19 protein-coding genes are annotated in these 26,662 nt (G+C 66.7%); 10 read left to right on the plus strand and 9 right to left on the minus strand.

The features are described 5' to 3' along the window. Positions 1-30 precede the first annotated feature (30 nt). The 4 genes from AC3DET_RS17355 to AC3DET_RS17370 form a co-directional block, all read right to left on the minus strand. Positions 31-735, minus strand: a complete 705-nt coding sequence (locus AC3DET_RS17355; RefSeq protein WP_488392506.1) for a DUF4159 domain-containing protein — start codon at positions 733-735, stop codon at positions 31-33. A gap of 206 nt (positions 736-941) precedes the next feature. Beyond that, positions 942-2,276, minus strand: a complete 1,335-nt coding sequence (locus AC3DET_RS17360) for a TldD/PmbA family protein (RefSeq protein WP_192203021.1) — start codon at positions 2,274-2,276, stop codon at positions 942-944. A 27-nt stretch (positions 2,277-2,303) separates the two neighbouring features. Further along, positions 2,304-3,938: a TldD/PmbA family protein gene (locus AC3DET_RS17365; RefSeq protein ID WP_192203020.1), complete on the minus strand. Its 1,635-nt coding sequence runs from the start codon at positions 3,936-3,938 to the stop codon at positions 2,304-2,306. 310 nt (positions 3,939-4,248) lie between these two features. Next, entirely contained in the window at positions 4,249-5,877 is a 1,629-nt protein-coding gene (locus AC3DET_RS17370) for a TldD/PmbA family protein (RefSeq protein WP_488392431.1), read from the minus strand. Positions 5,878-6,001: 124 nt separating this feature from the next. Here AC3DET_RS17370 and AC3DET_RS17375 point away from each other — a divergent pair, with 124 nt between their 5' ends. Together AC3DET_RS17375 and AC3DET_RS17380 are read left to right on the plus strand one after the other, a co-directional pair. Next, positions 6,002-6,835, plus strand: a complete 834-nt coding sequence (locus AC3DET_RS17375) for an NYN domain-containing protein (protein WP_488392432.1) — start codon at positions 6,002-6,004, stop codon at positions 6,833-6,835. Beyond that, entirely contained in the window at positions 6,835-7,431 is a 597-nt protein-coding gene (locus AC3DET_RS17380) for a DUF938 domain-containing protein (protein WP_488392507.1), read from the plus strand. Before AC3DET_RS17375 ends, AC3DET_RS17380 begins: the two co-directional genes overlap by 1 nt. Positions 7,432-7,473: 42 nt before the next feature. On the opposite strand, the gene AC3DET_RS17385 is transcribed toward AC3DET_RS17380, so the two are convergent. Then, positions 7,474-11,199, minus strand: coding sequence for an indolepyruvate ferredoxin oxidoreductase family protein (locus AC3DET_RS17385; protein ID WP_488392433.1), 3,726 nt, complete (start codon positions 11,197-11,199; stop codon positions 7,474-7,476). A gap of 155 nt (positions 11,200-11,354) precedes the next feature. Between AC3DET_RS17385 and AC3DET_RS17390 the strand changes: the two genes are divergently transcribed. The 6 genes from AC3DET_RS17390 (at position 11,355) to AC3DET_RS17415 (ending at position 15,567) form a co-directional block, all read left to right on the plus strand. After that, positions 11,355-11,987: a tetratricopeptide repeat protein gene (locus tag AC3DET_RS17390; RefSeq protein WP_337732788.1), complete on the plus strand. Its 633-nt coding sequence runs from the start codon at positions 11,355-11,357 to the stop codon at positions 11,985-11,987. A 69-nt stretch (positions 11,988-12,056) separates the two neighbouring features. Further along, positions 12,057-13,772: a gamma-glutamyltransferase gene (gene ggt, locus AC3DET_RS17395; protein WP_488392508.1), complete on the plus strand. Its 1,716-nt coding sequence runs from the start codon at positions 12,057-12,059 to the stop codon at positions 13,770-13,772. A 140-nt stretch (positions 13,773-13,912) separates the two neighbouring features. After that, a complete protein-coding gene (locus tag AC3DET_RS17400) occupies positions 13,913-14,341 on the plus strand; it encodes a hypothetical protein (protein ID WP_488392434.1) in 429 nt (142 codons plus the stop codon). Between the two features lie 136 nt (positions 14,342-14,477). Continuing rightward, positions 14,478-14,720, plus strand: a complete 243-nt coding sequence (locus AC3DET_RS17405; protein ID WP_488392435.1) for a DUF1653 domain-containing protein — start codon at positions 14,478-14,480, stop codon at positions 14,718-14,720. A 5-nt stretch (positions 14,721-14,725) separates the two neighbouring features. Continuing rightward, positions 14,726-14,971, plus strand: coding sequence for a hypothetical protein (locus AC3DET_RS17410; protein WP_488392436.1), 246 nt, complete (start codon positions 14,726-14,728; stop codon positions 14,969-14,971). Between the two features lie 41 nt (positions 14,972-15,012). Beyond that, complete coding sequence (locus AC3DET_RS17415) at positions 15,013-15,567, plus strand: DUF1697 domain-containing protein (RefSeq protein WP_488392437.1); 555 nt, start codon at positions 15,013-15,015, stop codon at positions 15,565-15,567. 67 nt (positions 15,568-15,634) lie between these two features. On the opposite strand, the gene AC3DET_RS17420 is transcribed toward AC3DET_RS17415, so the two are convergent. The 4 genes from AC3DET_RS17420 to zwf form a co-directional block, all read right to left on the minus strand. Then, positions 15,635-17,359 (minus strand): ExeM/NucH family extracellular endonuclease, encoded by a 1,725-nt coding sequence (locus AC3DET_RS17420; protein ID WP_488392438.1) that lies wholly within the window; start codon positions 17,357-17,359, stop codon positions 15,635-15,637. A gap of 336 nt (positions 17,360-17,695) precedes the next feature. After that, on the minus strand, positions 17,696-18,214 hold the full coding sequence (locus tag AC3DET_RS17425) for a c-type cytochrome (protein ID WP_192203006.1): 519 nt from the start codon (positions 18,212-18,214) through the stop codon (positions 17,696-17,698). Positions 18,215-18,380: 166 nt separating this feature from the next. Next, the gene (gene pgl / locus AC3DET_RS17430; RefSeq protein ID WP_337732778.1) at positions 18,381-19,094 is read right to left on the minus strand and encodes a 6-phosphogluconolactonase; all 714 of its coding nucleotides are present in this window, start codon (positions 19,092-19,094) and stop codon (positions 18,381-18,383) included. 86 nt (positions 19,095-19,180) lie between these two features. Further along, positions 19,181-20,659 carry a glucose-6-phosphate dehydrogenase gene (zwf, locus tag AC3DET_RS17435; RefSeq protein ID WP_488392439.1) on the minus strand — a complete coding sequence of 493 codons (1,479 nt, stop codon included), beginning with the start codon at positions 20,657-20,659 and terminating at the stop codon, positions 19,181-19,183. A 123-nt stretch (positions 20,660-20,782) separates the two neighbouring features. Between zwf and AC3DET_RS17440 the strand changes: the two genes are divergently transcribed. Both AC3DET_RS17440 and AC3DET_RS17445 read left to right on the plus strand, forming a co-directional pair. Next, a complete protein-coding gene (locus AC3DET_RS17440) occupies positions 20,783-21,532 on the plus strand; it encodes a GntR family transcriptional regulator (protein WP_192203003.1) in 750 nt (249 codons plus the stop codon). A gap of 513 nt (positions 21,533-22,045) precedes the next feature. Continuing rightward, positions 22,046-26,659 carry an isopeptide-forming domain-containing fimbrial protein gene (locus tag AC3DET_RS17445; protein ID WP_488392440.1) on the plus strand — a complete coding sequence of 1,538 codons (4,614 nt, stop codon included), beginning with the start codon at positions 22,046-22,048 and terminating at the stop codon, positions 26,657-26,659. Positions 26,660-26,662 lie beyond the last annotated feature (3 nt).

Here is a 26,662-nt window from a genome sequence, read left to right on the forward strand (position 1 = left end):
GAAGCCCCTCCTACAGAGGTGGTTTGGCGATCATGTCGTCAACGCATAGATCACGAGATTGACGCCGAACTTGGTGTTGTCCTCGGCCAGGAAGCGCTTGTTGCGCCAGTCGTAGTCCCACTCGCAGCCGTAGTCCTTGTTGCTGTAGAGCACGCCGAGGCGGCCGTTGATCTCGATGCCCTGCAGGTACTCGTGCACCAGGTCGTCGCCCCAGCCATTGAGCTCGAAGCCGGTGGCCGGCGGCCCGTCGAACTTGAAGAAGCTGCGATAGATCGCATGCGTGTTCGGCAGTTTCTTCATCGCCTTCGCGCCGAAGATCGATGCCATCTGCGCTTCGAACGACTTGGCGAACAGGCCGTCGATATCGTGGTTGCAGTCATCCACGAACACGAAGCCGCCGTTGCGCACGTAACGCTCGAAGTTGCGCCGCTCGGCCGGGTTGAACTCCACCAGCTTGTGACCGGCCAGGTAGCAGAACGGCGCGGCCAGCATGCGTGGGTCGGACAGGGCCAGCACGTGTTCCTTCGGGTCCACGCGCAGGGTGGTGTAGTCGATCAGCGAGGTGATGAGGTTGGACGGCATGCGCGCGTCCACGTCCCAGTCGCCGGAGTCGTACTTCAGGCGGGTGAACCAGAAGTCGTAGTTGCCGGCAGCGCGCGCGCTGCGCATCGGCCCGGCCAGCAGGGCGCCCGCCAGGCCGCCGGCCATGAGTCGCAGGAACCCGGCGCGTGTCATCGTCACGGGAAACCACCCTTTCCCCCGCGTGCGGGGGAAGGTTGGGATAGCGGCGAGGGCAAGAGCACGAGGGGTTTCATCGAAGGATGCGGAGCACGAAGGAGAGGGCTTTGGTGCGCTCCGTAGCGCGGAACGCGTGCGATTTCGTCGGGCCCCCACCCCAGCCCTCCCCCGCGGGCGGGGGAGGGAGCAGATCGCGCTCGCGTTTACACCGCGTCCGACAGCGACGTGAACGTGAAGTCGCGCAGCTTCATCGGCGGGATCATCATCACGAAGCTGGACTCGTCGCCAGCCACGCGCACCGGCTTGCCGAGCTCTTCGATGTTGTTGAGCATGATCACTGGCGATTCGTTGAAGCGGAAGTTCTTCACCGGGTGCTTGATCTGCCCGTTCTCGATGTAGAACGTGCCGTCGCGGGTCAGGCCGGTCAGCAGCACGGTCTGCGGGTCGACCATGCGGATGTACCACGTGCGCGTGACCAGGATGCCCTTCTGCGTACCGGCGACCAGCTCGGCGGTGGACTTGGTGCCGCCAGCCACCAGCAGGTTGCCCGGCGAACCGATCGCACGCTTGCCCTGCTTCTGGGCCCAGAAGCGCGAGTACTCCAGGTTGACCACCTTGCCATTTTCGACGATGGCCATCTTCTCGCGCGGCAGGCCTTCGCTGTCCCACGGCATCACTTCCGCGCCGGGGTGCCACGGGTCTGCGCTGATGTTCACGCGGGGATCGTAGACCTGCTCGCCCAGCTTGTTGCCGCCGCCCTTCTTGGACAGGAAGCTGCGGCCTTCGTCGGCCTGGCGCGCATCGAAGAAGTTCATCATGAAGGAGATCAGGCCGGCCGCCGCCGCGGGCTCCAGGATGACCGTGTACTTGCCCGGTTCCAGCGCCTTCGCTTCGGCCGATTCACTGGCCTTGCGCATCGCAGTGCGGATGTCGCTGTCGGCCTTGAAGGTGTTCGCATCCTTCAGGTTGCGGCCCACCCAGCCGGAACCCCGGCCGTCTTCGGTGCGTACCGTGCAGGTGTAGTTGAACGCGGTGGCCTTCTGGTAGCCGAAGTTGCCCTTGCTGTTGGCGAAGGCGACGAAGCTCTGGCCGTCTTCCAGGAAGCCCGCAGCGATCAGCTTCTCCGCCTTGCACGGACCGATCGAGTCGGCGGCCACCTGCGCGCGGAACTCCGGCGTGATGGCGGCGGTGGATTCGCTGAACGTGGGGCTGGGCTTGTAGGTCTGCTTCTCGACGGCCGGCATGAATTCCGGGTTCTCCGGCGCCAGGCGGGCGAGATCTTCCGCCCGACGGACCACGCGCTCCAGCGAGGCGTCGTCGAACTCGTTGATCGTCGCCACGCCGGTGCGCTTGCCGAACGCCACCTGCACGGCCAGGTCGGTATTGCTGACGATGCCGCTGGTGGACACATTGTTGAGGGCGAAGCGGATGTTGCCTTCGATCGAGCCGGTGAGGGACGCGGTGCACTCATCGGCCTTGGACAGCGCGATGACCTTGTCCAGGATGGCCTTGGCCTGCGCTTCGGTGAGGATGCTCATGTTCTGGTGATCTCCTTAAAGCGCCGGTCAGCCGAGCGAGCGGGCGGTGTTGATGACGTTGATGCCGTTGAAGCGCGCGGTGGACGAACCGTGCGAGACGGCGGACACCTGGCCGGGCTGGCCCTTGCCGTCGAAGAACGAACCGCCCAGGCGGTAGTCGCTTTCGTCGCAGACGGCGGCGCAGGCATTCCAGAACTCCGGCGTGCGGATTTGGTAGGCCACGTCCTCGATCTGCTGGGTGATCTTGCCGTTCTTGATCTCGTAGAACAGCTGGCCGCCGAACTGCGCGTTGTAGCGCTGCTGGTCGATGGAGAACGAACCGTCGCCGATGATGTAGATGCCGTTCTCGACATCCTTGACCATGTCGGCGACCGAGAGCTTCTGCTTGCCTGCCGCCAGCGACACGTTGGCCATGCGCTGGAACTGCACGCTGCTCCACGAGTCGGCGTAGCAGCAGCCGTCGGATTCGGTCTTGCCCAGGATGTGCGCCTGGTCGCGGATGGTCTGGTAGTCCACCAGCTTGCCGGCGCTGACCAGGTCCCAGCGCTTGGTCTTGACGCCTTCGTCGTCGTAGCCGACCGCGCCCAGGCTGCCGGGCTGGGTCTTGTCGGCGAACAGGTTGACCAGCTCGCTGCCGTACTGGAAGCGCTGCTCGCGCTTGTCCAGGGTGGCGAAGCTGGTGCCGGCGTAGTTGGCCTCGTAGCCCAGCACGCGATCCAGTTCCAGCGGATGGCCGACCGATTCGTGGATGGTCAGCCAGGTGTGCGACGGGTCCAGCACCAGGTCGTACTTGCCCGGCTTCACCGAGGGCGCGGTCAGCTTGGCGCGCGCTTGCTTGGCCGAGGCGATGGCGTCTTCCTTCATGTCGTAGGAGAGGCCGTAGTTGACCACCCCGTTGGGCGTGGTGAACTTCTGCGACGCGTCGCCGTCCAGGTACTCGTAGCCCAGGCCCATGGGCGAGGACAGGCCGTCGCGGGTACGGAACTTGCCGCTGGCCTTGTCGATGGCGGTCACGGTCATCGGTACCCAGATGCGGTGCACGTCCTGGTCGATGTACGAGCCGTCGGTGCTGGCGAAATACTTCTGCTCGTTGACCAGGAACATCATCGAGTTGACGAAGTCCGCGCCTGCGTTGATCGCAGCGGCGTTCACGCCCAGCAGCAGGTCGACCTTGTCCTTGATCGGCACCTCCATCGCGTTCTTCTTGATCGGCGTCTTCCACGCTACTTCACCGAAGCCCGGCGCCTTCGCCAGTTGCACCGGCGCGGTCTGGGTCTTGCTGTTGGCCTTGGCGATGGCGGCCGCCTGGCGCGCGGCGCTGGCCACGCCTTCGGCGGTGAGCGTGTTGGTGGCGGCGAAGCCCCAGGCGCCGTTGGCGATCACGCGGATGCCGGCACCGGTGGACTCGGTGTTCACCACGTTCTGCACCTTGTCCTCGCGGGTGATCACGAACTGGCGCAGGTAGCGGCCGATGCGGACGTCGCAGTAGGTCGCGCCGGCCTGCTTGGCCGCCGCCAGTGCGGCATCGGCAAGGCGCTTCTTGAAGGCGACGTCCAGGGTGGACTGCAGTTGCTCGGCGGCGATCGCCTTGCCGAAGAAGGACGGCACCATCAGGCCGCCTACGCTGAGGCCGGTCAGGGCCAGAAAGTCACGACGTTGCAAGGCTGTTCTCCACCGGTTGGGCCTGCATGGGCAGGCGGGGACTGCGACGGACGCGTTGTGGCCCGCGCCATCCCCGCGCAGGTCGTCCCCGATTCTTGCCTTGCGTGCCGACAGCGTCAAATGACTTTCGGCATAGATGCGACCTTCGTCGGACTCGACGGCGCAGGAAGATGCGAAGCAGCGCGCCCCAGGGTGGGGGCATCTGCCGTCATCCCAGCGCACGCTGGGATCCACCTTGATCTTCACGTCGTGCCCGGCAGAGCCTCAAAAGCCAATGGATCCCAGCGTGCGCTGGGATGACGGTAGCCCACTACCCGAGTGACCGCGCCGTATTGATGATGTTGACGCCGTTGAAGCGCGTGGTCGCCGATCCATGCGACACCGCCGACACCTGGCTGGGCTGGCCCTTGCCGTCGAAGAACGAACCGCCGAGGCGGAAGTCGCGTGCATCGCAGATCGCCGTGCAGGCATTCCAGAACTCCGGCGTGCGGATCTGGTAGGCGGCGTCCTCGATCTGCCGCGTCACCTCGCCGTTCTTTATCTCGAAGTACAGCTGTCCGCCGAACTGCGCGTTGTAACGCTGTTGGTCGATGGAGTAGGAGCCACGACCGTGGATATAGAGACCGTTCTCCACATCCTTGACCATGTCGGCGACGGTCAGCGGCACCTTGCCTGGTGCCAGCGAGACGTTGGCCATGCGCTGGAATTGCACGCTGCTCCACGAATCGGCGTAGCTGCAGCCGTGCGAGGCGTCCTCGCCGAGGATGTGCACTTCGTCGCGGGTCGCCTGGTAGTTCACCAGCACGCCGTCCTTGACCAGGTCCCAGCGGCGGGTCTTCACGCCTTCGTCGTCGTAGCCGACCGCGCCGAGGCTGCGCGGCTCGGTCTTGTCGGCGGTGAAGTTGACGATCGGGCTGCCCCACTGGAACTTCTGTTCGCGCTTGTCCAGCGTGGCGAAGCTGGTACCGGCGTAGTTGGCCTCATAGCCGAGCACGCGGTCCAGCTCGAGCGGGTGGCCGACGTTCTCGTGGATGGTCAGGAACAGGTTGGACGGGTCCAGCACGAGGTCGTACTTGCCCGGCTTCACCGACGGCGCAGTCAGCTTGGCACGCGCCTGCTTCGCCGCCGCCACGATGTCCTCGCGCAGGTCGTACGACGCGCCGTAGGCCACCACGCCGCCGGGCAACGCGATCTTGTCGGCGGGATTGGCGTCCAGGTATTCGTAGCCCATGCCCATCGGCGCAGACAGCCCGTCGCGCGTCTTGAACCGGCCGGTCGCCTTGTCCACCACCGTCACCGTGAACGGTACCCAGATGCGGTGCACGTCCTGGTCGATCCAGGAGCCATCGGTGCTGGCGAAGTACTTCTGTTCGTTGATCACGAACATGCGCGACGCCGCGAAGCTGGCCCCGGCGGCGAGTGCGGTGGCGTTGGCACCGAGCAAGAGGTCCACCTTCTCCTTCACCGGCACCGCCATCGCGTTCTTCACGATCGGGGTGCGCCACGCTACCTCGCCCACGCCCTTCAAGGGCGCCAGCTGCACCGGCTTGCCCTGGATGCGGGCGTTCGCACGCGCGATGCCCACCGCCTGCCGTGCCGCCGTCGCGACGCCGTCGGGTGTCTGGTCGTGGGTCGCGGCGAAACCCCAGGCGCCCTGCGCAATCACGCGCACGCCGATGCCGGAGGATTCGGTGTTCACCACATTCTGCACCTTGTCCTCGCGGGTGATCAGCGACTGTCGCAGGTAGCGGCCGATACGGACATCGCAATAGCTCGCGCCTGCTGCCGTGGCGGCCGCCAGCGCGATATCGGCCAGGCGCTTTTTCTTCGCCGCGTCACCGGGTTCCAGCAACGCCTCCGCAGCGATCACGCGCGTGCCGGGCAGGGCCAGTCCGGCGAAGGTCAGTCCGCCCAGGGCGAGGAAGTCGCGTCGTTGCATGTCGGGGTCCGGAAGCGAAAGCCCCCGGACTGTCGTCGGCATGCAGCGCAGCGTCAAGTGACGCCGGTCATGCCGTGCACACGTGGTGCACAATGCGCCTCATCCCGCACAGGAATCGCCCCGCATGAAATCCCGCCCGGTCGCCCGGTCAGAGAACGACGAAGAGCAGCCGCGGCTGGCGGTGCTGATCGATGCCGACAATGCCCAGCCTTCGGTCATCGAAGGGTTGCTCGCGGAAGTGGCCAAGTACGGTGTGGCCAGCGTGAAGCGCATCTACGGCGACTTCACCAGCACGCGCATGACCCAGTGGAAGCAGGCGCTGCTGAAGCATTCGATCAACCCGGTGCAGCAGTTCGCCTACACCAGCGGCAAGAACGCCACCGACAGTTCGCTGATCATCGACGCGATGGACCTGATGTACACGCGGCGCTTCGATGGCGTGTGCCTGGTGTCCAGCGACAGCGACTTCACCCGCCTGGCGCAACGGCTGCGCGAAGAAGGCCTGACCGTGTACGGCTTCGGCGAACGCAAGACGCCGGACGCGTTCGTGCAGGCCTGTGACAAGTTCATCTATGTCGAGGTGCTGCGCAGTGAAGTGTCCGCACCACCGCCGCCACCGGCCAAGCCCGCGAAGAAGGCCGCCAGTCCGGCCGCGAAGAAGCCTGTCGCCCAGGCCGAGCCGACCACCGCACCCGCAGTGGAGCAGGGCCGGCATGAGTCGTTGCCGCTGCGGCTGATCCGCCAGGCCATCGAAGAGGCCAGCGACGACCAGGGCTGGGCCTTCCTCGGCAGTGTCGGCAGCTACCTCAGCAAGGTGCGCCCGGATTTCGACACCCGCCTTTACGGCCACAAGAAGCTCAGCGACCTGATGAAAGCGCATCCGCGCCATTTCACGGTCGAGGAGCGCGCGGGCGAAGGCGGCGCGAAGCGCTTCTACGTGCGCGCAGCGGGCGGATGATGGCGGAAAAGCCCTTCGCACCTTCCTGCGAACGCAACCAGGGGCCGATCCTCGAGGTACTCCTGCGTCACTTTGCAGGCACCCGCCGTGTGCTGGAAATCGGCAGCGGCACCGGCCAGCATGCGGTCCACTTCGCCGCGGCGATGCCGTGGCTGTCGTGGCAGGCCAGCGATCGCGCCGACAACCTGCCGGGCATCGCGCTGTGGCGCGACGATGCTGGCCTGCCCAACACGCCGCCTGCGATTGAGCTGGATGTCGACGGCCCTTGGCCCGACGCGACGTTCGATGCCGTCTTCACCGCCAACAGCCTGCACATCATGGGCTGGGCACAGGTGCAGGCGTTCTTCGCCGGCATCGCCGCCGCGCTGGAGGACGGTGGGCTGTTGGTGGTCTACGGCCCGTTCAACTACGGCGGCGATTTCACCAGCGACAGCAACCGCGCGTTCGAGCAGTGGCTGAAGGACCGCAATCCCGCCTCCGGCATCCGCGACTTCGAGGCGGTCGATGCGCTGGCGCGCCGCATCGGACTGCTGCAGGTGGAGGACAACGCCATGCCGGCGAACAACCGCTGCCTGGTGTGGCGACGGAGCGCGTGACCGACCAGTAGAGAAAACCCCGCCGGAGCGGGGTTTTCATCGTCAGGCCGCCTGCACGATATGCAGCGCCTTCGGGTTGCGCCAGATGCCGAGCAGCTCGGCCTCGCGCGCCTTGGCGGCATGCAGGTGCTTTTCCTTGACGTGGCCGTAGCCGCGGATGTGCTCGGGGATGCTGGCGATCTCGACCGCCAGTTCCAGGCGGTCGGCGTCCAATGCCGCCAGCAGGTCGCTGATCGTCTTCTCGTAGTCGGCGATCAGCTGGCGCTCGCCCTTGCGCTCGTCGGTATAGCCGAACACGTCGAACGTGCCGCCGCGCAGGAAGCGCAGCTTCGCCAGCAGGCCGAACGCCTTGAACATCCACGGGCCGTATTCCTTCTTCATCAGGCGACCGTGCGCATCCTTCTTGGCGAACAGCGGCGGCGCGAGGTGGAAGTGCACCTCGTAGTCGCCGTCGAACTGCTGCTGCAGGCGGCGCTGGAAATCGCCGCTGGTGTACAGGCGCGCCACTTCGTACTCGTCCTTGTACGCCATCAGCTTGAAGAAGTAGCGGGCCACGGCCTCGGTCAATGCCGTCGAACCCGGCGCCTTGATGTTCTCGGCCGAGCGCACCTTGGCCACCAGGTCGGTGTAGCGGCGCGCGTACGCGGCGTCCTGGTACTCGATGAGGAAGGCCGAGCGCCGTGCGACCAGTTCATCCAGCGAGCGCGACAGGCGCAGGTCGTCCAGTGGCAGGAAGGCGACGTTGTCGCCACCGCCAGCGCCGCTGTCCGGCAAACCGCGCAATTCGCTTTCGTTGCCTGGATTGCGCGGGGCGGCATTTGCGCCCCACTCGGTGCTTTCCCATTCGCCCGGCGGCAGGATCTGCAGCGTACCCGGCGTGCGCTCGCTCTCGGTCTGCGTGTTGTGGATCAGGCCGGCGGCTTCCTGCACCGCCTGCGGGTTGACCACGGCCAGTCGGCCCCACGCGAAGGCCGTCTTGTTCATCTCGATGGCGGCGCCGTTGAGCTCGACGGCGCGCATGATGGCGTCGAACGAGATCGGCACCAGGCCCTGCTGCCACGCATAGCCCAGCATGAAGAGGTTGCTGGCGATCGCATCGCCCATCAGCGCGGTCGCCACCTGCGTGGCATCGACCAGCATCGGCTCGCGGCCACCCAGCGCTACCTTCACGCCGGCGATGATGTCGGTGGCGGGGAACTCCATGTCCGGGTGCGTGGTGAACGTGCCGGGCATGGCTTCGTAGGTGTTCAGCACTACCTGCGAGCGCTCGCCACGGACCTTCGACAGCACCCAGTAGTCGTTGACCACCACCATGTCGCAGCCCAGCACCAGGTCGGCTTCGCCGGCGGCGATGCGCACGGCGTGGATGTCCTCCGGCGTGCGCGCGATGCGGATGTGCGTGGTCACCGCGCCGCCTTTCTGCGCCAGGCCGGTCTGGTCGAGCACGCTGGCGCCCTTGCCTTCCAGGTGGCCGGCCATGCCGAGCAGGGCGCCGATGGTCACCACGCCGGTGCCGCCGACGCCGGTGATGAGGATGTTCCAGGGCTGGTCGAGGTCGGAATTGAACGCCGGTGCCGGTAGTGCGGCGAGAAGATCCGCCGCATTGGCCTTCTTGCCCTTGCGGGGCGTGCCGCCGTGCACGGTGACGAAGCTGGGGCAGAAGCCGTCGACGCAGCGGAAATCCTTGTTGCAGTTCGACTGGTCGATCTCGCGCTTGCGGCCGAACTCCGTTTCCTTCGGCAGCACCGATACGCAGAAGCTCTTCACGCCGCAGTCGCCGCAGCCTTCGCAGACCAGCGTGTTGACCATCGTGCGCTTGGCAGGATCCGGCAGCTTGCCGCGCTTGCGGCGGCGGCGCTTCTCGGTGGCGCAGACCTGATCGTAGATCAGGATGGAGACGCCCTTCACCTCGCGCAGGCGGCGCTGCACGTCGTCCAGTTCCTTGCGGTCGAAGAATTCCACGCCCGAGGGGAACAGCTCGCGCTTGCTCCACTTGCCGATCTCGTCGCTGACCACGACGATCGTGTCCACGCCCTCGGCGCGCATCATGTGCGCGATCTGCGGCACCGACAGCGTGCCGTCCACCGGCTGGCCGCCGGTCATCGCCACCGCGTCGTTGTAGAGGATCTTGTAGGTGATGTTCACCCCGGTGGCCACCGACTGCCGTACCGCCAGCGAGCCGGAGTGGAAGAACGTGCCGTCGCCCAGGTTCTGGAACACGTGCTCCGTCTCGGTGAACGGCGCCTGCCCGGACCACGTCACGCCTTCGCCGCCCATGTGGGTGAAGGTGTCGGTGTTGCGGTCCATCCACGTGACCATGTAGTGGCAACCGATGCCGCCGAGCGCGCGTGAACCTTCCGGCACCACCGTCGAGGTGTTGTGCGGGCAGCCGGAGCAGTAGTGCGGCACACGCGGGAAGTTGGCGCGCGGCAGCGCCATCTCGGCTTCCTTCTCCTCCATCCAGCGCAGGCGCTGTTCGATGGATTCCGTGAAAGTGCTTGATGGAAGCGGGAAGCGCAGGATGCGGCGGCCGATGACGCCGGCGATGGTGGCCGGGGTCAATTCGCCGGTGGACGGCAGGATCCACTCGCCGGCCTCGTCGTATTTGCCGACGATGGACGGGCGCGTGCCCGCATTCGTCGGCCAGTTGTAGAAGTACTCCTTCATCTGCCGCTCGATGAAGGCACGCTTCTCCTCCACCACCACGATGTCTTCCAGTCCCTTGGCGAACTCGGTGATGCCCACCGGCTCCAGCGGCCAGGTCATGCCGACCTTGTAGACCCGGATGCCGATGTCGGCGCAGGCCTGCTCGTCCAGGCCCAGGTACTCCAGCGCCTGCAGCACATCCAGGTAGCTCTTGCCGGTGGTGACAATGCCCAGCCGCGCGCGCGGCGAGTCCAGCACGATCCGGTCCACCTGGTTGGCCCGCGCGAATGCCTGCGCCGCGGCGACTGCGTACTTGTGCAGGCGCATTTCCTGATCGAGCGGCGGATTCGGCCAGCGGATGTTGAGGCCCCCAGCCGGCATGGCGAAGTCCTCCGGCATCACGATCTGCCGCGCGAACGGATCCACCTGCACCGAGGCCGACGATTCCACCGTCTCGGCGATCGTCTTGAAGCCGATCCAGCGGCCGGTGTAGCGGCTCATCGCCCAGCCCACCAGGCCCAGGTCGAGGATGTCCTGCACGCCGGCCGGGTTCAGCACCGGCATCATCGCACTGACGAATTCGTCTTCCGAGCCGTGCGGCAGCGTGGAGCTGCGGCAGTTGTGGTCGTCGGCCGCCAGCGCCAGCACGCCACCGAACTTCGACGTACCCGCGGCATTGCCGTGCTTGAACACGTCGCCGCAGCGATCCACGCCGGGGCCCTTGCCGTACCACATCGAATACACGCCATCGACCTTGGCCCCCGGGAACAGGTTGGTCTGCTGCGTGCCCCACACCATGGTCGCGCCCAGGTCTTCGTTGAGGCCCGGGATGAACTTCACCGCCGCCGCCTCCAGGTGCTTGCGCGCGCGCCACAGCTCCAGGTCGAAGCCGCCCAGCGGCGAGCCGCGGTAGCCACTGATGAAGCCGGCGGTGTTCAGCCCCGCCGCCTGATCGCGCAGCCGCTGCATCAGCGGCAGGCGCACCAGCGCCTGCACGCCACTCAGGTAGATGCGCCCGTCGGTGCGGGTGTACTTGTGTTCCAGCGTGTAATCGCTGTCGATCACCCCGATCTGCGGCGTGTTGGCGGACGAGGGCGAGGTGAGTTCGGCGGTGCTGGTCATGGCGGGCCCAAAGCGGCTGGCGTGGCCCGAAAACCCCTCGGGCATGAAGGCGCGCATTGTAACAGCGGCTTTTTCTGTGACGCGCGTCACTCCGCCGTTGTGCGTTGCAGCGGTTAGGATGACGGCCGGGGGAACACTGTTGTCTGGGGGATGTCGTGAAATCCGGTAAGTATTTGCTGCTGGCCACCGTGCTGGCATTGAGCGTTTTTTCGGCACAAGCGCAGAATGTGCCCAAGCCGAAGGAATTCTATTTCGACGAAGACCGCGCGGCGGCGCCCGTGGTGGCGATCACCGGCGTGGAAGGCGACGCGTTGATCGACCAGCTGATGAAGGCGCGCGAACGCGGTCGCAAGACGCTGGAAGCTACCGCGCAGCTGGCGCATGTCGCCAGCGCGGGCGGGCGCGCCGATCTGGGTGCGCAGCTCTACCAGCAGGCCCTGGCTGGCGCACAGTCCGGCAGTCATACGTGGCGGTCCATCCGCTGGAACTATGGCTGGGACCTCTATCGGCAGGGCCAATACCAGGAGGCATTGGACCAGTGGAGCCCGCTGGTGGGCGCCGTAGGCGGGGCCTCGTGGGTGCCGCCCACCTTCGCGCTGGCCCTGTGGAAACTGGGCCGCAAGGACGAAGCCGTGCAGTGGTTCGGGGCTGCCGTGCGGACCGAGCCCACGCAGTGGACCGATGCGCGCAACTTCGCCGCGCAGCTGCCCGACTGGCGGCAGGAAGACCGCGACACGCTGGCCGAAGTGCTGGGGGCGTGGCAGGTCAATCCGCCCACCTGGCCGTAATGCGTAATATCGGCGGCTGAAGGCGCGCGCGGTGCGCGCCATCGCCCGACGATGATGCGTACTCTCCTGATGTCCTGCCTGGCGACGGCGTTTGCCGCTGCCGCCGCGCTGCCCGCTTCCTCCGCCGACCGCATTGCCGGTCGCGCGTTCGCCACGCGTTCGGACGTCATCGCGCCGCATGCGATGGCCGCCACCTCGCATCCGCTGGCCACGCAGATCGCACTGGACGTGATGAAGCGGGGCGGCACGGCGATGGACGCCGCCATCGCCGCCAACGCTGCGCTCGGCCTGATGGAGCCCACCGGCAATGGCATCGGCGGCGACCTGTTCGCCATCGTCTGGGATCCGAAGACGAAGAAGCTGCACGGTTACAACGGCTCGGGACGTTCGCCGAAGTCGCTGACGCTGGACTACTTCAAGCAACAGGGCATCACCGACATCCCGCCGCATGGACCGTTGCCGGTCAGCGTGCCGGGCGCCGTGGATGCCTGGTTCGCGCTGCACGGGCGCTTCGGCAAGCTGCCGGTGAAGGAGCTGCTCGCGCCCACCATCCGCTATGCGCGCGAAGGCCACCCGGTGCACCAGACGATCGCCTACTACTGGGAGCGCTCGGTGCCGAGGCTGTCGAAGTTCCCCGGGTTCACCGAGCAGCTCACCATCGGCGGGCGAGCACCGCGCACCGGCGAGATGTGGAAGAACCCCTACCTGGCCGACACGCTGCAGAAGATCGCCGACGGTGGCCGCGATGCGTTCTACAAGGGCGACATCGCCCGCGCCATCGATGCGTACTTCAAGGCCAACGGCGGTTTCCTGTCGTACGAGGACATGGCGACGCACACGGGCGAGTGGGTCGAACCCGTCAGCACCAACTACCGCGGCTACGACGTCTGGGAACTGCCGCCGAACGGACAGGGCATCGCCGCCCTGCAGATGCTCAACGTGCTGGAAGGCTACGACTTCAGCAGGATTCCCTTCGGCAGCCCCGAGCACGTACACCTGCTGGTGGAAGCCAAGAAGCTCGCCTTCGCCGACCGCGCGCGCTGGTATGCCGATCCTGCCTTCCAGCCCGCACCGGTCGCGCGCCTGATTTCCAAGCCGTATGCACGCGAGCGCGCGACACTGATCTCGCCCGACAAGGCGCTGCGCGAAGTGCACCCCGGCACGCCGAAGGAACTCGACGAAGGCGACACCATCTACATGACCGTCGCCGACAAGGACGGGATGATGGTCTCGCTGATCCAGTCCAATTACCGCGGCATGGGCAGCGGCATGACGCCGACCGGCCTGGGTTTCATCCTGCAGGACCGTGGCGAGATGTTCGTGCTGCAGGGCTGCGAGGGCGCCGCGCCGCATCCCAACTGCTACGCGCCGGGCAAGCGCCCTTTCCACACCATCATCCCCGCCTTCATTACCAAGGACGGGCAGCCGTGGGTCAGTTTCGGCGTGATGGGCGGCGCGATGCAGCCGCAGGGCCATGTGCAGGTGGTGATGAACCTGGTCGACTTCGGCATGACCCTGCAGGAAGCCGGCGACGCCCCGCGCGTGCAGCACGACGGTTCCACCGAACCGGTCGGCAGCGCCACCGCGATGAGCGACGGTGGCGTGGTGCAGCTGGAATCCGGCTATCCCTACGAAACCATCCGCGCGCTGATGGACAAGGGCCACCACGTCGAATGGGCCCTCGGCCCGTATGGCGGCTACCAGGCGATCAAGCGCGACCCGGAGACCGGTGTGTACTACGGCGCCAGCGAAAGCCGCAAGGATGGGCAGGCGGCGGGGTATTGAGGGATTGGCGCGTACTTCATAGGTTGGGGTGAAAGGAGTGAACCCCAACATCGCAGCGGTGATGGGTCAGCATGTTGGGGGTTCGCAGGCCCACTCCGACCAGCGCGATTGATGTGTCAATCACCCAAGGAGTGGTAAGCATGAAGATGATCGCGATCGCGGTGACGCTGGCAGGACTGCTGTATGCGTTGCCAGGCAGTGCCACCAGCGTGTGCTTCGATCCACCCGCGGCCATGCGGTTTGATGGCTCGACCGTCGTCGTCGTGGCTACGGTGATGGCCAAATCGGTCAAGCAGGACGGGGGCGCCTGGCGGCAGACGATACGCTGGCGCGTCGACGAGAGCTGGAAAGGCATCCACTACAAGGGAAGCACCTTCAGCTCGCGCACCCTGACGCCAAGAAGGGAAGACGTGGTGGTGGGCCAAGCCTTCCTGCTGACGCTGAGCGGTCGGGAGCCGTACGAATGGATAACGTGCGACCTGGATCTGGGCCTTCTGCAGAAGTCGCTGGACGACGTTCGGGTGATCCAGGAGATATTTGACGAGCGACGCCGGCCAATGAAGCGGTAGGCGACATGACAGGATCCGGTGCGCAGCACGCAGGTGGTTGTCGCCTGTGGTTCCCTCCACCCATCCTACGGATCAGTTCGTGGACAATGTCCGCATCGGTGGGCCAAGGCCCACCCTACGGATCGACGAGATCATCATGGCCACACTCCCGGCACTCCCCGAACTCACCCCAGGCCTCTATCGCCACTACAAGGGCAACGACTACGAAGTCGTCGCGGTGGCACGACACAGCGAGACGCTGGAGCCGGTGGTGGTGTATCGCGCGCTGTATGGCGAAGGCGGGTTGTGGGTGCGGCCGTACGCGATGTTCTGCGAGGAGTTGGTGGTGGAGGAGCGCACCGTGCGGCGGTTCGCCCCGGTCGAGCCTGCAGAGGAGTGAGCGGTATGGGCAGACTGTCGAGACTTCGCGCCTGGATCAACCGCGACGACGGGCGGTTCTACCGGGCGGGCAATACCGCGATCGGTCCCTTGAGCATCATCGGCGGACTCGCCTTCGTCACCTCGTTGATCCTGTCGCAGCTGCACCGGCATGTCGATCTGCATGTGGGTTGGGCGATCGGCGTGGGAATTGTCGGTCTTGTGTCGTGGTGTCTCGGCGGCGTCGCCGATGATCGTCGCGACGGTATCTGACCGCTTCGGCGTTTCCACACTTCCCTAACCCCGGCATCGACATGTCTACCTACGTCGCTCTACTCCGCGGCATCAACGTCGGCAAGGCCAAGCGCATCGCAATGGCGGACCTGCGCGCGCTGCTGGGAGATCTTGGCTACACGGACGTCGCCACCCTGCTCAACAGCGGCAACGTGGTCTTCAAGGCAAGCACGGGCACACCTAAGAAGTTGGCTGCCGACATCTCGGCCGCTATCGCGACGAGACTCGGTATCGAGGTGCCGGTCATTGTGATCTCGGCCAGGGTGCTGGCGTTGATCGCCAGGGAGAATCCGTTCGCGAACACGGCGGACGATCCCTCTCGCCTGCTGGTGGCTTTCGTGGCGGACGCCAATGTCCTCGCGGCGATGTCGGCGATGTCGGCGATCGCGCCGCACGTCAGGGCGCCGGAACAGTTCCACATCGGTTCGCAGGCCGCCTACCTGCATTGCGCCAGCGGCATCCTGGAAAGCAAGGCGGCGGAGGCGTTGCTGGGCAAGGCGGGGAAGGCGGCGACCACGCGCAACTGGGCCACCGTACAGAAGCTGCAGGCGCTGGTAGAGAAGGTGCAGCGTTAGTGCGTGCGTAGGGTGGGCCTTGGCCCACCTTTGCTCCTACAGGCAAGACTGCCGGATGCTGCAATGCCTAGAGATCGAATCCCAGCAGCAGCGGATCGTGGTCGGAACTGCGGTAGGGCGTGGACAGATCGCCGTCGGCGTAGCCCTGTGCGTCCTGTTCGTCGGCATTGATATGCCATTCGGCCGCGCCACGCAGCTGCTTGGCCAATGACGGACTGAGCAGTGCGTGGTCGAGGCGGCCGGTCAGGCCGTTGTAGACGTAGCTGTAGGGCTGTTCGACGCCCGCCTGCTTGAACGCATCCACCCAGCCGGCGTCATCACGCAGCCAGCGCACCGGTGCTTCCATCGCGTAGGCGTTGAAGTCGCCGAGCATGACGATGCGGTCGCTGCGTGTGCGGGTGGGGTCGGTCTTCAGCCACGCGTCGAGGCGTTGCGCCGAATCCAGGCGCAGCGCATTCCAGCAGCCGGCACCGTCCTTCTGGTCGGTGTCCGGGCCGATGGCTTCCGAGCAGCCCTTGGACTTCAGGTGGTTGGCGACCACGACGAAGGGCTTGCCGGTGCCGCGCACGAAGGCCTGCGCCAGCGGGCTGCGGCTGCGTTCGCCGAAAGGACCTTCCAGCAGCGTGGCGGGTTTGCCGGTGGGCTTCACCTTGTCGCTGCGGTAGATGATGCCGACGCGGATGGTGTCCGGACCCGGACCCTGCTTCGCATCGACGAAGCGCCACGTACCACCGTCGGTGTTCAGTGCGGCGACCAGCTGCGCGAGGCTGGAGTCGGCGCCGTAGCCGTCGTTCTCCAGTTCCATCAACGCGGCGATGTCGGGGTCGAGGCCGCGGATGGTGGCGACCAGCTTCGACATCTGCGCCTTCAGCTGCTCCGATGTCTTCGCGCCGCGCTCGGTGGGGAAGCCGCCGCCGTTGCCGTCGCCGTTGAAGAGGTTTTCCAGGTTGAACGCGGCCACGCGCACGTTGCCTGCCACCTGCGGCGCAGCCGGGCGTTGCGGCGCGGCGATCGTCGGCGTGGTGGTGAGTTGCAGGCGCCAGCTGCCCAGGCGCTGTTCGACGATGCCCTGCACGCCGGTCAGCACGGTGCCGGTGCGCAGCGGCTGGCCATCCTTGACGTACCAGACGGCGACGGGGTCGCGCGCGGCGCTGCCGTCGTCCAATACCAGGGTGCGGCGTGCATTATCGGCGGCGAGGCGCTTGGCTTCCGGGCTGCCGGGCGCGGCGCGCTCGCTGGGTTGCCACAGGCGGCCATCGAAACCGGTGATCAGTTCGCCGAAACGTTCGAGCGTATGCGTGCCACTGAGCGTGAGTGGCGCGTCGATGCGCACGAGCATGCCCTCCAGCGCTTCCCAGTCGGCGGGCTGCGCACTGAGCACGGTCGGTGCGACGCTGCCCTTGCCGCGCGGCTGGATGACCGGTGCATGCAGCGCGGTCTGCGTGGCGTCGCCGCCGGCCTTGCGTTCGCCGACGATGCCGCTCACGCGGACACGGTCGCCAGCACTGAGCGACGGCGGTGGCACGCCTTCATCAAGCGCGACGAACAGCGCATCGGAGGTCTTCGGATTGCCGTCACCGGTGTCCTGCAGGAAGAAGCCGCCGAGGCCCTCGAGGAACGCGCCGCTGACGACGCCTTCGATAGTGACGGTCTGGCCATCGAGCCCGCTGCGCGCGCTTTCACCCTGCACCTGGCCGATGGGCATGACGCGCTCCTTCGGTGTGGCCGCGCAGGCCGGCAGGGCGAGGGTGGCGAGCAGGGCGAGGGTGAGCAGCGAGCGGGGGGGCGTCATCGTGGGGCGACCATTGAAGCGAGGCGGCAAGGGTAAACGGAATGGGTGACGGGCAGGTTTTCCCTCTCCTCCGCTCGTGGGAAGAGAGGGCGCGGAAAGCCTGCCCCGGACCTGATCCGGGGTGGGCGAGGGGCGCTGGTGCCGTGGAGCGTGCGTTACCCCCGTGCGTCGAGCGGTCGGGGCGGCGCCGGACAGCAGGAAATGGACCTCGCTCGCCCCTCATCCGCTTTCGGCACCTTCTCCCCGCAAACGGGGAGAAGGAATGTCCCCCACGGTTCTTGTCGTCCCAAACAAAAACGCCGCCCGGAGGCGGCGTTTCGTGGAAGGCGCGGGGCCTTACTTGCTGTTGGCCAGCATCCAGTCGACCGTGGCGTGCACCTGCTCGTCGGTCAGGGCCGGGTTGCCGCCCTTGGGAGGCATGATGCCGCCGTCCGGACCGGTGAAGCCCTCGATGGCGTGCTTGTACAGCGTATCCACGCCCTTGGCGGCGCGCGCGCCCATGCCGGCGGCGGTCAGCATGGGAGCCTTGCCCACGCCGTTGGTGTGGCAGGCGCCGCAGAGGTTCTTGTAGATCTCGCCGCCATCGAGCGTGCCGCCATAGGCGACCTGCGAAGCGGCGGCGGCCTGGGCGGCGGCCGCAGCGGCAGCCTGGGCGGCCGCACCGGTTTCACCGGCATAGACGGCACCGGCCGGGGCGATGCGCGCCTCGGTGATCTGCACGGCTTTGGGGTTCACTTCCGGCGGCAGCGTGTCGTGCAGGAAGTACGCGCCGACGATCAGACCGCCGGTGACCAGCACCAGGAAGCCGATCACCATCGAGAAATGCTTGAGGAATTCGAGGTCGTAGTTACGCACTTTCCACCTTTGGCAGCACGGCCTCAAGGCCGCGCATGGCTACGAAAACGGGGGCCGACGGAGTGCGCGGTGCGCGATCCAGGCGGGACCGGGCGCCGGAGCGCCGCGGGCAGGGGGGCATTATAAGCAGTGCGGCCCGCTTTGCCTCAACACCGGCACGTGCCGATCACTGCGCCAGATAGACCTGCAGTGGCGCGCGCAGGGCCTGCATCAGCGTGCGGATCGGGTAGCCGGCGCCCGCGCCCTGGCCTGACAGGGCCTGCTGGAGCACCTGGCGCTTCTCGCCGCCTTCGATGTGCAGATACAGATGGCCGGCATCGCGCAGCACGGGAAGCGTCAGGGTGATGCGGGGCTCCCCGGCACCGGGCGCGCGCATCGGCAGTACGGTGGTCGTGGTGGCGGGGTCAGTGGCCTGGGCGAGCAGGTCGCCACCTGGGAAGAACGATGCCGTGTGCCCATCGCCGCCCATGCCGAGCACGGCCACGTCCAGCGGTATCGGCAGCGTGGCGGCAATGGCCGGGAGCGCTTCCTCGGGCGTGGCGGTGGGCCGGTGCAGCGGAAGGAAGCGGGCACCGGCAGCTGCGTTCTGCAGCAGGTGTTCCTTCACCAGTCGGGCATTGGAGCGGTCGTTGTCGTCGGGCACCCAGCGTTCGTCCACGAGGGTGACGGTGACGTTCGCCCAGTCCAGCGGTTGTCGGGACAGCGCCTGCAGGAAGCGGCGCGGGGTGGTGCCGCCGGACAGGGCGACGCTGGCGGTGCCCCGCTGCGCCAACGCGGCGCGCAGGTCGTCGGCAACGGACAGCGCGAGGGCATCGGCGACTGCTTCGCCGTCGGGGAAGGGGTGCAGCTGGACCTGCAGCGAGAGATCGGTGGGGGGCATGGCGCGACTCGGGAGTGGGGGCTTCCCGGGGGAAGGCAGGCCGGCAGGTGGCCGGGGGGAGGCCCCGCGCAGGCGGGGCCGGGGCGTCAGACGGTGTCTTCGTGCCAGGTGCGGCCGTCGCGTTCGACCAGGGCCACGGCGGCGCTGGGGCCCCACGAGCCGGCGGTGTAGGGCTTGGGGGCTTCGCGCAGGTTTTCCCAGGCGGCCAGGATCGGGTCGACCCACTTCCAGGCGGCTTCCACTTCGTCGCGGCGCATGAAGAGCGTCTGGTTGCCGCGCACCACGTCCATCAGCAGGCGCTCGTAGGCTTCCGGCTGATGCACGCCGAAGGCTTCGGCGAAGCTCATGTCCAGCGGCACGTGCTGCAGCCGCAGGCCACCGGGGCCCGGGTCCTTGATCATCAGCCACAGCTTGACGCCTTCATCCGGCTGCAGGCGCAGCACCAGCTTGTTGCCCATCACCGGGCCGGCGCTGTCGTCGAAGATGGAATGCGGCACGTGCTTGAAGGCGATGACGATCTCGGACACGCGCTCGGACAACCGCTTGCCGGTGCGCAGGTAGAACGGCACGCCGGCCCAGCGCCAGTTGTCCACTTCGGCCTTGATGGCCACGAAGGTCTCGGTGCGCGAATCGTCGCGGCCCAGTTCGTCCAGGTAGCCGGGCACGGCCGCGCCATTGCTGGCGCCGGCGCGGTACTGGCCACGCACGGTCAGCTGGCCGGCGTCTTCGGCGGTGATCGGGCGCAGCGAGCGCAGGACCTTCAGTTTCTCGTCGCGCACGGCGTCGGCCTGCAGCGCGGCGGGCGGTTCCATGGCCACCATGCACAGCAGCTGCAGCAGGTGGTTCTGCACCATGTCGCGCAGCGCGCCGGAGGTGTCGTAGTAGCCGGCACGCTTCTCCAGCCCGACGGTCTCGGCCACGGTGATCTGCACGTGGTCGATGCGGCTGGCATTCCACAGCGGTTCGAACAGGATGTTGGCGAAGCGCAGCGCCAGCAGGTTCTGGACGGTTTCCTTGCCCAGATAATGGTCGATGCGGAAGATCTGGCTTTCCGCGAACGCGCTGCCGACGGCGTCGTTGATGACTGCGGCACTGGCCGAGTCATGGCCGATCGGCTTCTCGATCACCACCCGGGCGTTGCCGGTGTTCAGGCCGTGCGTGCGCAGGCGGTCGCAGATGTTCACGAACAGCGTGGGGCTGGTGGACAGGTAGAACACGCGGATGCGGTCGCCGGTGGTCTGCAGGCGGGCGGCGAAGTCATCCCAGCCCTCGTCCTTGGTGGCATCCAGGGCCAGATAGCCCAGCTTCTCGAGGAACGCCGGCAGCTTGGACCTCAGCGATTCGTCGTTGCCGCAGGCGCGGGCCAGTGCGTCACCGACCTTCGCCCGATACTCGGCATCGCCCTGCTTGTCGCGGGCCACGCCGATGATGCGGCTGTCTTCCGGGATCTGGCCGTCGGCATAGCGCCGCAGCAGGCCCGGCAGCAGCTTGCGCAGCGCCAGGTCGCCGGTGCCGCCGAAGATGACGAGATCGAAGGTATCGACGGGCAGGGTCTTCGCGGTCACGGGCGTCTCGGTGAAGCGGGAATGAGTGGCAACAATACCACCGGGGTACCACGGCGCGCCAACAGGTCCGGCCCTGTAACGCAATTGTTGCAGCATTGGTACTCCACTGGTATCTTGATTCGTATGCAAAAGAACCTGCTCGAGGAATACCAGCGATTGCAGACCGGCGAGTCCACGCGTGCGGTGGCCTATCTGCGCTTGCGTCGCGCGCTGCAGAACCTGATGGATGCCGGCGTGTTGCGGCCCGGGCAGGCCCTGCCGAGCGAACGGGACCTGGCCCAACTGCTGGACCTGTCGCGGGTGACCATCCGCAAGGCGCTGGCGGGTCTGATCGAAAGTGGTCTGCTGGTGCAGCGGCAGGGAGCGGGCACTTTCGTGGCCGAGCGCATCCTGCGCCAGTTCTCCCGCCTGACCAGCTTCACCGACGACCTGCGCGAGCGCGGGCTCAACCCGCAAGTGAAGTTCCTCGAGCGCTCGGTGGGCGAGGTGACCCCGGAAGAATCCATGGCCCTGAACCTGTCACCGGGCAGCGGCGTGGTACGCATGTACCGCCTGCGCCACGTGGACGGGGCGCCGATCGCCATCGAACGGACCCTGGTGCCGTACCTCCTGCTGCCGGACCCGGACAGCGTGACCACATCCTTGTATGAGGCACTGGATGCCTATGGCCATCGGCCGCGGCGTGCCCTCCAGCGCCTGCGCGCCGTCGCCCTGGACGAAGAGGCGGCCCGGCACCTCGAACTGCCGGTCGGGGCGCCGGGCTTGCTGGTCGAGCGCCGCGCCTTCCTTGAGGATGGTCGGGTCGTCGAATCCACCCGGTCCTTCTACCGTGGCGACGCTTACGACTTCGTCGCCGAACTCCAGAGCGACTGACCCGCCCCGGCCCGTTTGACCGGCCGGACTGCAAGGTCCGCTTTTTCCCATCGCGTCCCCGCATCCCTTTGCCTGCAGGCCGTCAGTGTCTGCGGGCACGCGCTGCATGGTCCTTTCCCGGCCGCCGCCTGTCTGTCGGCGGGGGCCATTGGTCGGTCATGTCGGTTTTCGGGCGCTTGGCGCATCTCGTTATGTGATGAAGTTCACACGTTTACCTGTTGACGCCAACTTGTTGACGTTAAGAAATGGTGAATGTGTAATGTATGTCTCATTTGGTTGTGACAAATGTCCTCTTTCGGGGATGCAATGCGATTTGTGACGTAATCCCGCTCCGACAGGGCTGTCCTGGCCCAGGTCGAGGGGAGTTGCGACTTTCAAGACAGCCTTGGGGGAGGCAGTCCCTGGCTGGCTTTTCTCCCGATCCAGCGTAAGGGACCACCCGTGTACGTCTCGACTCAATTCCGCCATATGGCCCAGAAGAGCCGCTCCCTCCTCGTTCTGGGGGTGCTGGCCATGTGTGGCGCGCTTACGGCACCGGTGCTCGCCCAAACGCAGGTCGCCAACACGGCGACGGTCGCTCCTCCTTCTGGCGTGACGGATCCCACACCGGGCAACAACACGTCAACGGCGACGGTCAACGTACTGGCGCTGCCCCGCCTCACGCTGGTCAAGAACGTCCTCAACAACGATGGCGGTGCCGCCGTAGCCACTGCCTGGACCCTGACGGCAACGGGGTCCGCCCAGACAGTGAGCGGAACCAGCGGCAGCGCTGCGGTCACCAATGTCGCGGTGCCGGTCGGTACCTATGCATTGAGCGAAGCGGGTGGCCCCGCTGGCTACACCCCCGGGACCTACAGCTGCGTCATCAACGGTGGGGCGGCCATCGTTTCCGATTCGATCGCCCTGGCTGGCGGGGATATCGCGACCTGCACGATCACCAACGACGACCAGGCGGCAACACTGACGCTGGTCAAGACGGTGGTCAACGACAATGGCGGCACGGCGACGGTCAGCGACTTCCCGCTGACAGCAACCGGGCCCACCACGATTACGGGCATCAGCGGCACGGCTGCGGTGACCAACGCCCCGGTGAATGCCGGCGTTTACACACTGTCCGAACCGGTGGTCGCGGGCTACACGGCAGGCGCGTGGAGCTGTACCGCTGGCGCCTTGTCGGGCAATCAGCTGACCTTGGCCAATGGGGATTCCGCGACGTGCAGCATCGTCAACGATGACCAGGCGGCGACGTTGACGCTGGTCAAGACGGTGAGCGGTGGTTCTGCGGTCGCGACCGACTGGACGCTCTCCGCTGCAGGCCCCACGCCGGTCAGCGGGGCGGGAGGCGTAAGTGCTGCTTCGGTGGGCGCGGGCGTCTACACGTTGTCCGAAACCGGTGGAGTGAGCAATGTCACCTATACGGCCAGCGCCTGGAGTTGCACTGGCGGCGCGCTGTCGGGCGATCAGCTGACCCTGGCGAACGGTGAGAGTGCCACCTGCTCGATCACCAATACCTATGTGTCGCCTGCGGTCATCTTCACCAAGACGGCGAACACGAGCGGCCCGGTGGCGGTGGGTGACACGATCACCTACACGCTGACGGCGACGATAAGTAACTCGCAGCTATACAGCGCCTTGGTGCTTAGGGATAACTTGGGCACAGGCTTGACCTTCGGGTCGGTGACCAATGTCGGCGCGTACACGGCGAACACGGCGGGTGCGCCGGAGCTGACGTTCACGCTGCCTGCGGGCACGGTGCCGGGCACCTACACGGTGAGCTACACGGCGATCGTAAATTCGGAAGCGACGGGAACGGTCAGCAACTCGGCCAGCTGTCTGATACAAGCTGGCCCCCCCGGGCCGGGTGGACCCTCAGGTCCGAGCCCGTGTGGCAACGGGTTCGTGGAGGTGCCGGTGACGGCGCCTGCGGTGAGCTACAGCAAGTCGGCCAGCACGGCCGGCCCGGTGGCGGTGGGTGACACGATCACCTACACGCTGACGACGGTGGTGGCGAACTCGCAGACCACGTCGGTGACGACGCTGACCGACACGCTGGGCACGGGCCTGACGTTCGGTGCGGTGACCAATGCCGGTGCGTACACCTGCAACAGCACCAACCCGCTGGTGTGCACGCTGCCGGTGGGCACGCTGCCGGGCACCTACACGGTGACCTACACGGCGACGGTGAATGACCAGGCCGTGGGCACGGTGGACAACGCCGTGGTCGGCACCAACGCGACCTGCACGACGAACTGCGACACGAGCACGCCGGTGACGGCGCCTGCGGTGAGCTACAGCAAGTCGGTTGTCCTGCCTGCAGGGCAAACCGAAGTCTCGGCAGGGGATACCCTGGCGTACACGCTGAGCCTGTCGATCACCAATTCCCGCACGACGGCCATGCTGACGCTGACCGACACCCTGGGTCCTGGTCTGGATCTGGGCACCGTGACGGCGGGCACCTTCACCTGCGGCAATACCAACCCGCTGGTCTGTACCTTGCCTGAGGGCACGGCGCCGGGCACCTACACGGTGACCTACACGGCCACGGTCAACGACCAGGCTTCGGGCACGGTGAACAACGCTGTGGTGGGCACCGGCGACGACGCGCCGACCTGCGCAGGCAGCTGCAGCACCGAAACGCCGGTCACGGAGCCGCTGCCGCCGCTGGTGACGTACGCGAAGGGCGCGGCATTGCCTGCGGACCAGACGGAAGTCAGCGTAGGCGACACGATCACCTACATGCTGACGGCGACGGTGAACAATGCCGCTACCACGGCGGAGCTGGTGCTGACCGACACGCTGGGCACGGGCCTGGACTTCGTGGCGATGACCGATGCCGGTGCGTACACCTGCAACAGCACCAACCCGCTGGTGTGCACGCTGCCGGTGGGCACGCTGCCGGGCACCTACACGGTGACCTACACGGCGACGGTGAATGCCGCGGCCTCGGGTACGGTGAACAATGCGGTGGTAGGCACCGGTGACGACACGCCGACCTGTGCTGATCGTTGCGATACCGTCACCCCGGTGGCCGAGCCGCACGTGACCGTGACGAAGTCCTCCGATCCGGGGACGGGTGCTCAGGTGCAGATCGGGCAGACGGTGCGTTACACCCTGTCGGTCGCGATCAGCGCGTCCGCGCTGACCGAAGAACTGGTGCTGGTGGATACACCGGACCGCGGACTGACGCTGGGCGCATTGCCTGCGGGCTGCATGTTCGATGGCACCACGCTGACCTGCCGCTTGCCTGCCGGTACGGCCGCCGGTGTGCATGCGCTGAGCTATGACGCCGTCGTCAATGCGAACGCGGGCGCCATCGTCGGCAACCAGGTGGTCGCGTCGGGCGGCGGTGGTGAGCCGCCCGTCTGCACCACCTGCAGTACGGAGCATGAACTGGATGCGCCGGAGATCCGCCTGAGCAAGACGGCCGGCTCGCGCGAGGTTCGCATCGGTGACCTGGTCCGCTACACGCTGACCGTGGAGAACGTGGGCAGCACCGATCTGGTCAACGGCACTGTTGTCGATACGCCGGCGGCGGGCTTCAGCTACGTCGAGGGCTCGCTGTTGGCCAACGATGCCGATGCCATGGCGACGATTTCCGGCAGCAGCCCGCTCCGCTTCGGCGGTGTGGACGTGGCCGCCGGCGAGACCGCCACCCTGGTCTATGTGATGCGCGTCGGTGCGGGCGTCCGCCCGGGCACCCACGTCAACCAGGCCCAGGTGCGCTCGGCGACCGACGATCCGGTGTCCAATGTCGCCACTGCGGACGTGGTGCTCACGGCTGATCCGATGCTGGACGACAGCCTGCTGCTGGGCACGGTCTTCAACGACCGCGACGGTGATGGCTGGCAGGACAGCGCGGCACTGAGTGGCGTGAAGGTGCAGGGCGGCTTTGCCCCGGGTGCCTACATCGCGAACTCCACGACCGTGGACCGCGGCGCAGGACCGCAGCCTGAAGCGGACGCCAGTTCGCCGCTGCTGCACGGGATCGCCGTGGGCGCCATCAGCGGTCGCCAGTCCGTGGCCGATCCTGTCGAGCAGCACGCGGTGGTCATCCGTCAGCACCTGAGCGAAGCCGCCTTCACGGACGACTTCATTCTGACGAGCGCCGAGGGCGTCACCGTTCGCATGGACGCGGCGGGCAACACCACGGTGCAGACCACCGGCGATGCCGCCAAGGGTCTGACGGCCGCGGCGCCGACGGTGGAGCGGCGCGTGGCCCAGGGCGACAAGGGCTATGTGGTCGACTACATCATCCGCAACGCCGGTATCGATGAGCGCGGCATCCCCGGTGTGCGCATCGCGTCGGTGGAAGGCCTGCTGATCGAGACCGACCAGTACGGTCGCTACCACCTGGCCGGTGTGTCCGGCGGCGCGTGGGAGCGGGGCCGCAACTTCATCCTGAAGGTCGACCCGTCCACCCTGCCGGCCGGCGCCGCGTTCACCACCGACAACCCGCTGCTGCGCCGGATCACCCCGGGCGTGCCGGTGCGCTTCGACTTCGGCGTGAAGGTGCCGGAACAGGTCATCGAAGGCGGCAGCGAACAGGTCGAACTGGAGATGGGCGAGGTGTTCTTCGCCCCGGGCAGCGCCGAGATTCGTCCGCAGTACCTGCCGGTGATCGAGGCCATGGCAGCCAAGGTGCGCGAGTACCAGGGTGGTGAAGTGGTCATCAATGCGAATGCCGATGGCGAGGCGCTGGCCTTCGATCGTGCAAACGCGGTCAAGGCGGCGCTGCTGGAGAAGCTCGACGCTGTTTCGGCCAAGGGACTGGTGGTCAGTGCGCGTGGCAACGTGGACGATCCGGGCTCGCTGATCGTCGGTGTCGATGAAGGGGGTGCCCTGCTTGGAACGGTGCTGTTCGACACGGACAAATCGAACATCCGTCCGGAGTTCGAGCCGTTGCTGGACAAGGTGGCGGCCGCGCTGGACAGGATGGGGGGCGGCAGCATCGCGATCGTCGGCCACACCGACGTGCGTGCGTCGCACGCCTACAACGTCGCGCTCGGCATGCGCCGTGCCAAGGCGGTCTATGAAGCGCTCGCCAAACGCCTGAGTCCGGAGATACGTACGAAGGTCCGCGTGGAAGCCAGTAACGATCCGACAGCCCCTGTCGGCGTACGGAAGTGAGGG

The organism is Pseudoxanthomonas sp. 97-1-1 (assembly GCF_057773125.1).

What these genes read in the sequence shown, in the direction of transcription:
- AC3DET_RS17355 (WP_488392506.1), bottom strand. Translation starts at nt 735, where the DNA reads ATGACACGCGCCGGGTTCCTGCGACTCATGGCCGGCGGCCTGGCGGGC.
- AC3DET_RS17360 (WP_192203021.1), bottom strand. Translation starts at nt 2,276, where the DNA reads ATGAGCATCCTCACCGAAGCGCAGGCCAAGGCCATCCTGGACAAGGTC.
- AC3DET_RS17370 (WP_488392431.1), bottom strand. Translation starts at nt 5,877, where the DNA reads ATGCAACGACGCGACTTCCTCGCCCTGGGCGGACTGACCTTCGCCGGA.
- AC3DET_RS17375 (WP_488392432.1), top strand. Translation starts at nt 6,002, where the DNA reads ATGAAATCCCGCCCGGTCGCCCGGTCAGAGAACGACGAAGAGCAGCCG.
- AC3DET_RS17380 (WP_488392507.1), top strand. Translation starts at nt 6,835, where the DNA reads ATGGCGGAAAAGCCCTTCGCACCTTCCTGCGAACGCAACCAGGGGCCG.
- AC3DET_RS17385 (WP_488392433.1), bottom strand. Translation starts at nt 11,199, where the DNA reads ATGACCAGCACCGCCGAACTCACCTCGCCCTCGTCCGCCAACACGCCG.
- ggt (WP_488392508.1), top strand. Translation starts at nt 12,057, where the DNA reads ATGTCCTGCCTGGCGACGGCGTTTGCCGCTGCCGCCGCGCTGCCCGCT.
- AC3DET_RS17400 (WP_488392434.1), top strand. Translation starts at nt 13,913, where the DNA reads ATGAAGATGATCGCGATCGCGGTGACGCTGGCAGGACTGCTGTATGCG.
- AC3DET_RS17405 (WP_488392435.1), top strand. Translation starts at nt 14,478, where the DNA reads ATGGCCACACTCCCGGCACTCCCCGAACTCACCCCAGGCCTCTATCGC.
- AC3DET_RS17410 (WP_488392436.1), top strand. Translation starts at nt 14,726, where the DNA reads ATGGGCAGACTGTCGAGACTTCGCGCCTGGATCAACCGCGACGACGGG.
- AC3DET_RS17415 (WP_488392437.1), top strand. Translation starts at nt 15,013, where the DNA reads ATGTCTACCTACGTCGCTCTACTCCGCGGCATCAACGTCGGCAAGGCC.
- AC3DET_RS17420 (WP_488392438.1), bottom strand. Translation starts at nt 17,359, where the DNA reads ATGACGCCCCCCCGCTCGCTGCTCACCCTCGCCCTGCTCGCCACCCTC.
- pgl (WP_337732778.1), bottom strand. Translation starts at nt 19,094, where the DNA reads ATGCCCCCCACCGATCTCTCGCTGCAGGTCCAGCTGCACCCCTTCCCC.
- AC3DET_RS17440 (WP_192203003.1), top strand. Translation starts at nt 20,783, where the DNA reads ATGCAAAAGAACCTGCTCGAGGAATACCAGCGATTGCAGACCGGCGAG.
- AC3DET_RS17445 (WP_488392440.1), top strand. Translation starts at nt 22,046, where the DNA reads ATGTGTGGCGCGCTTACGGCACCGGTGCTCGCCCAAACGCAGGTCGCC.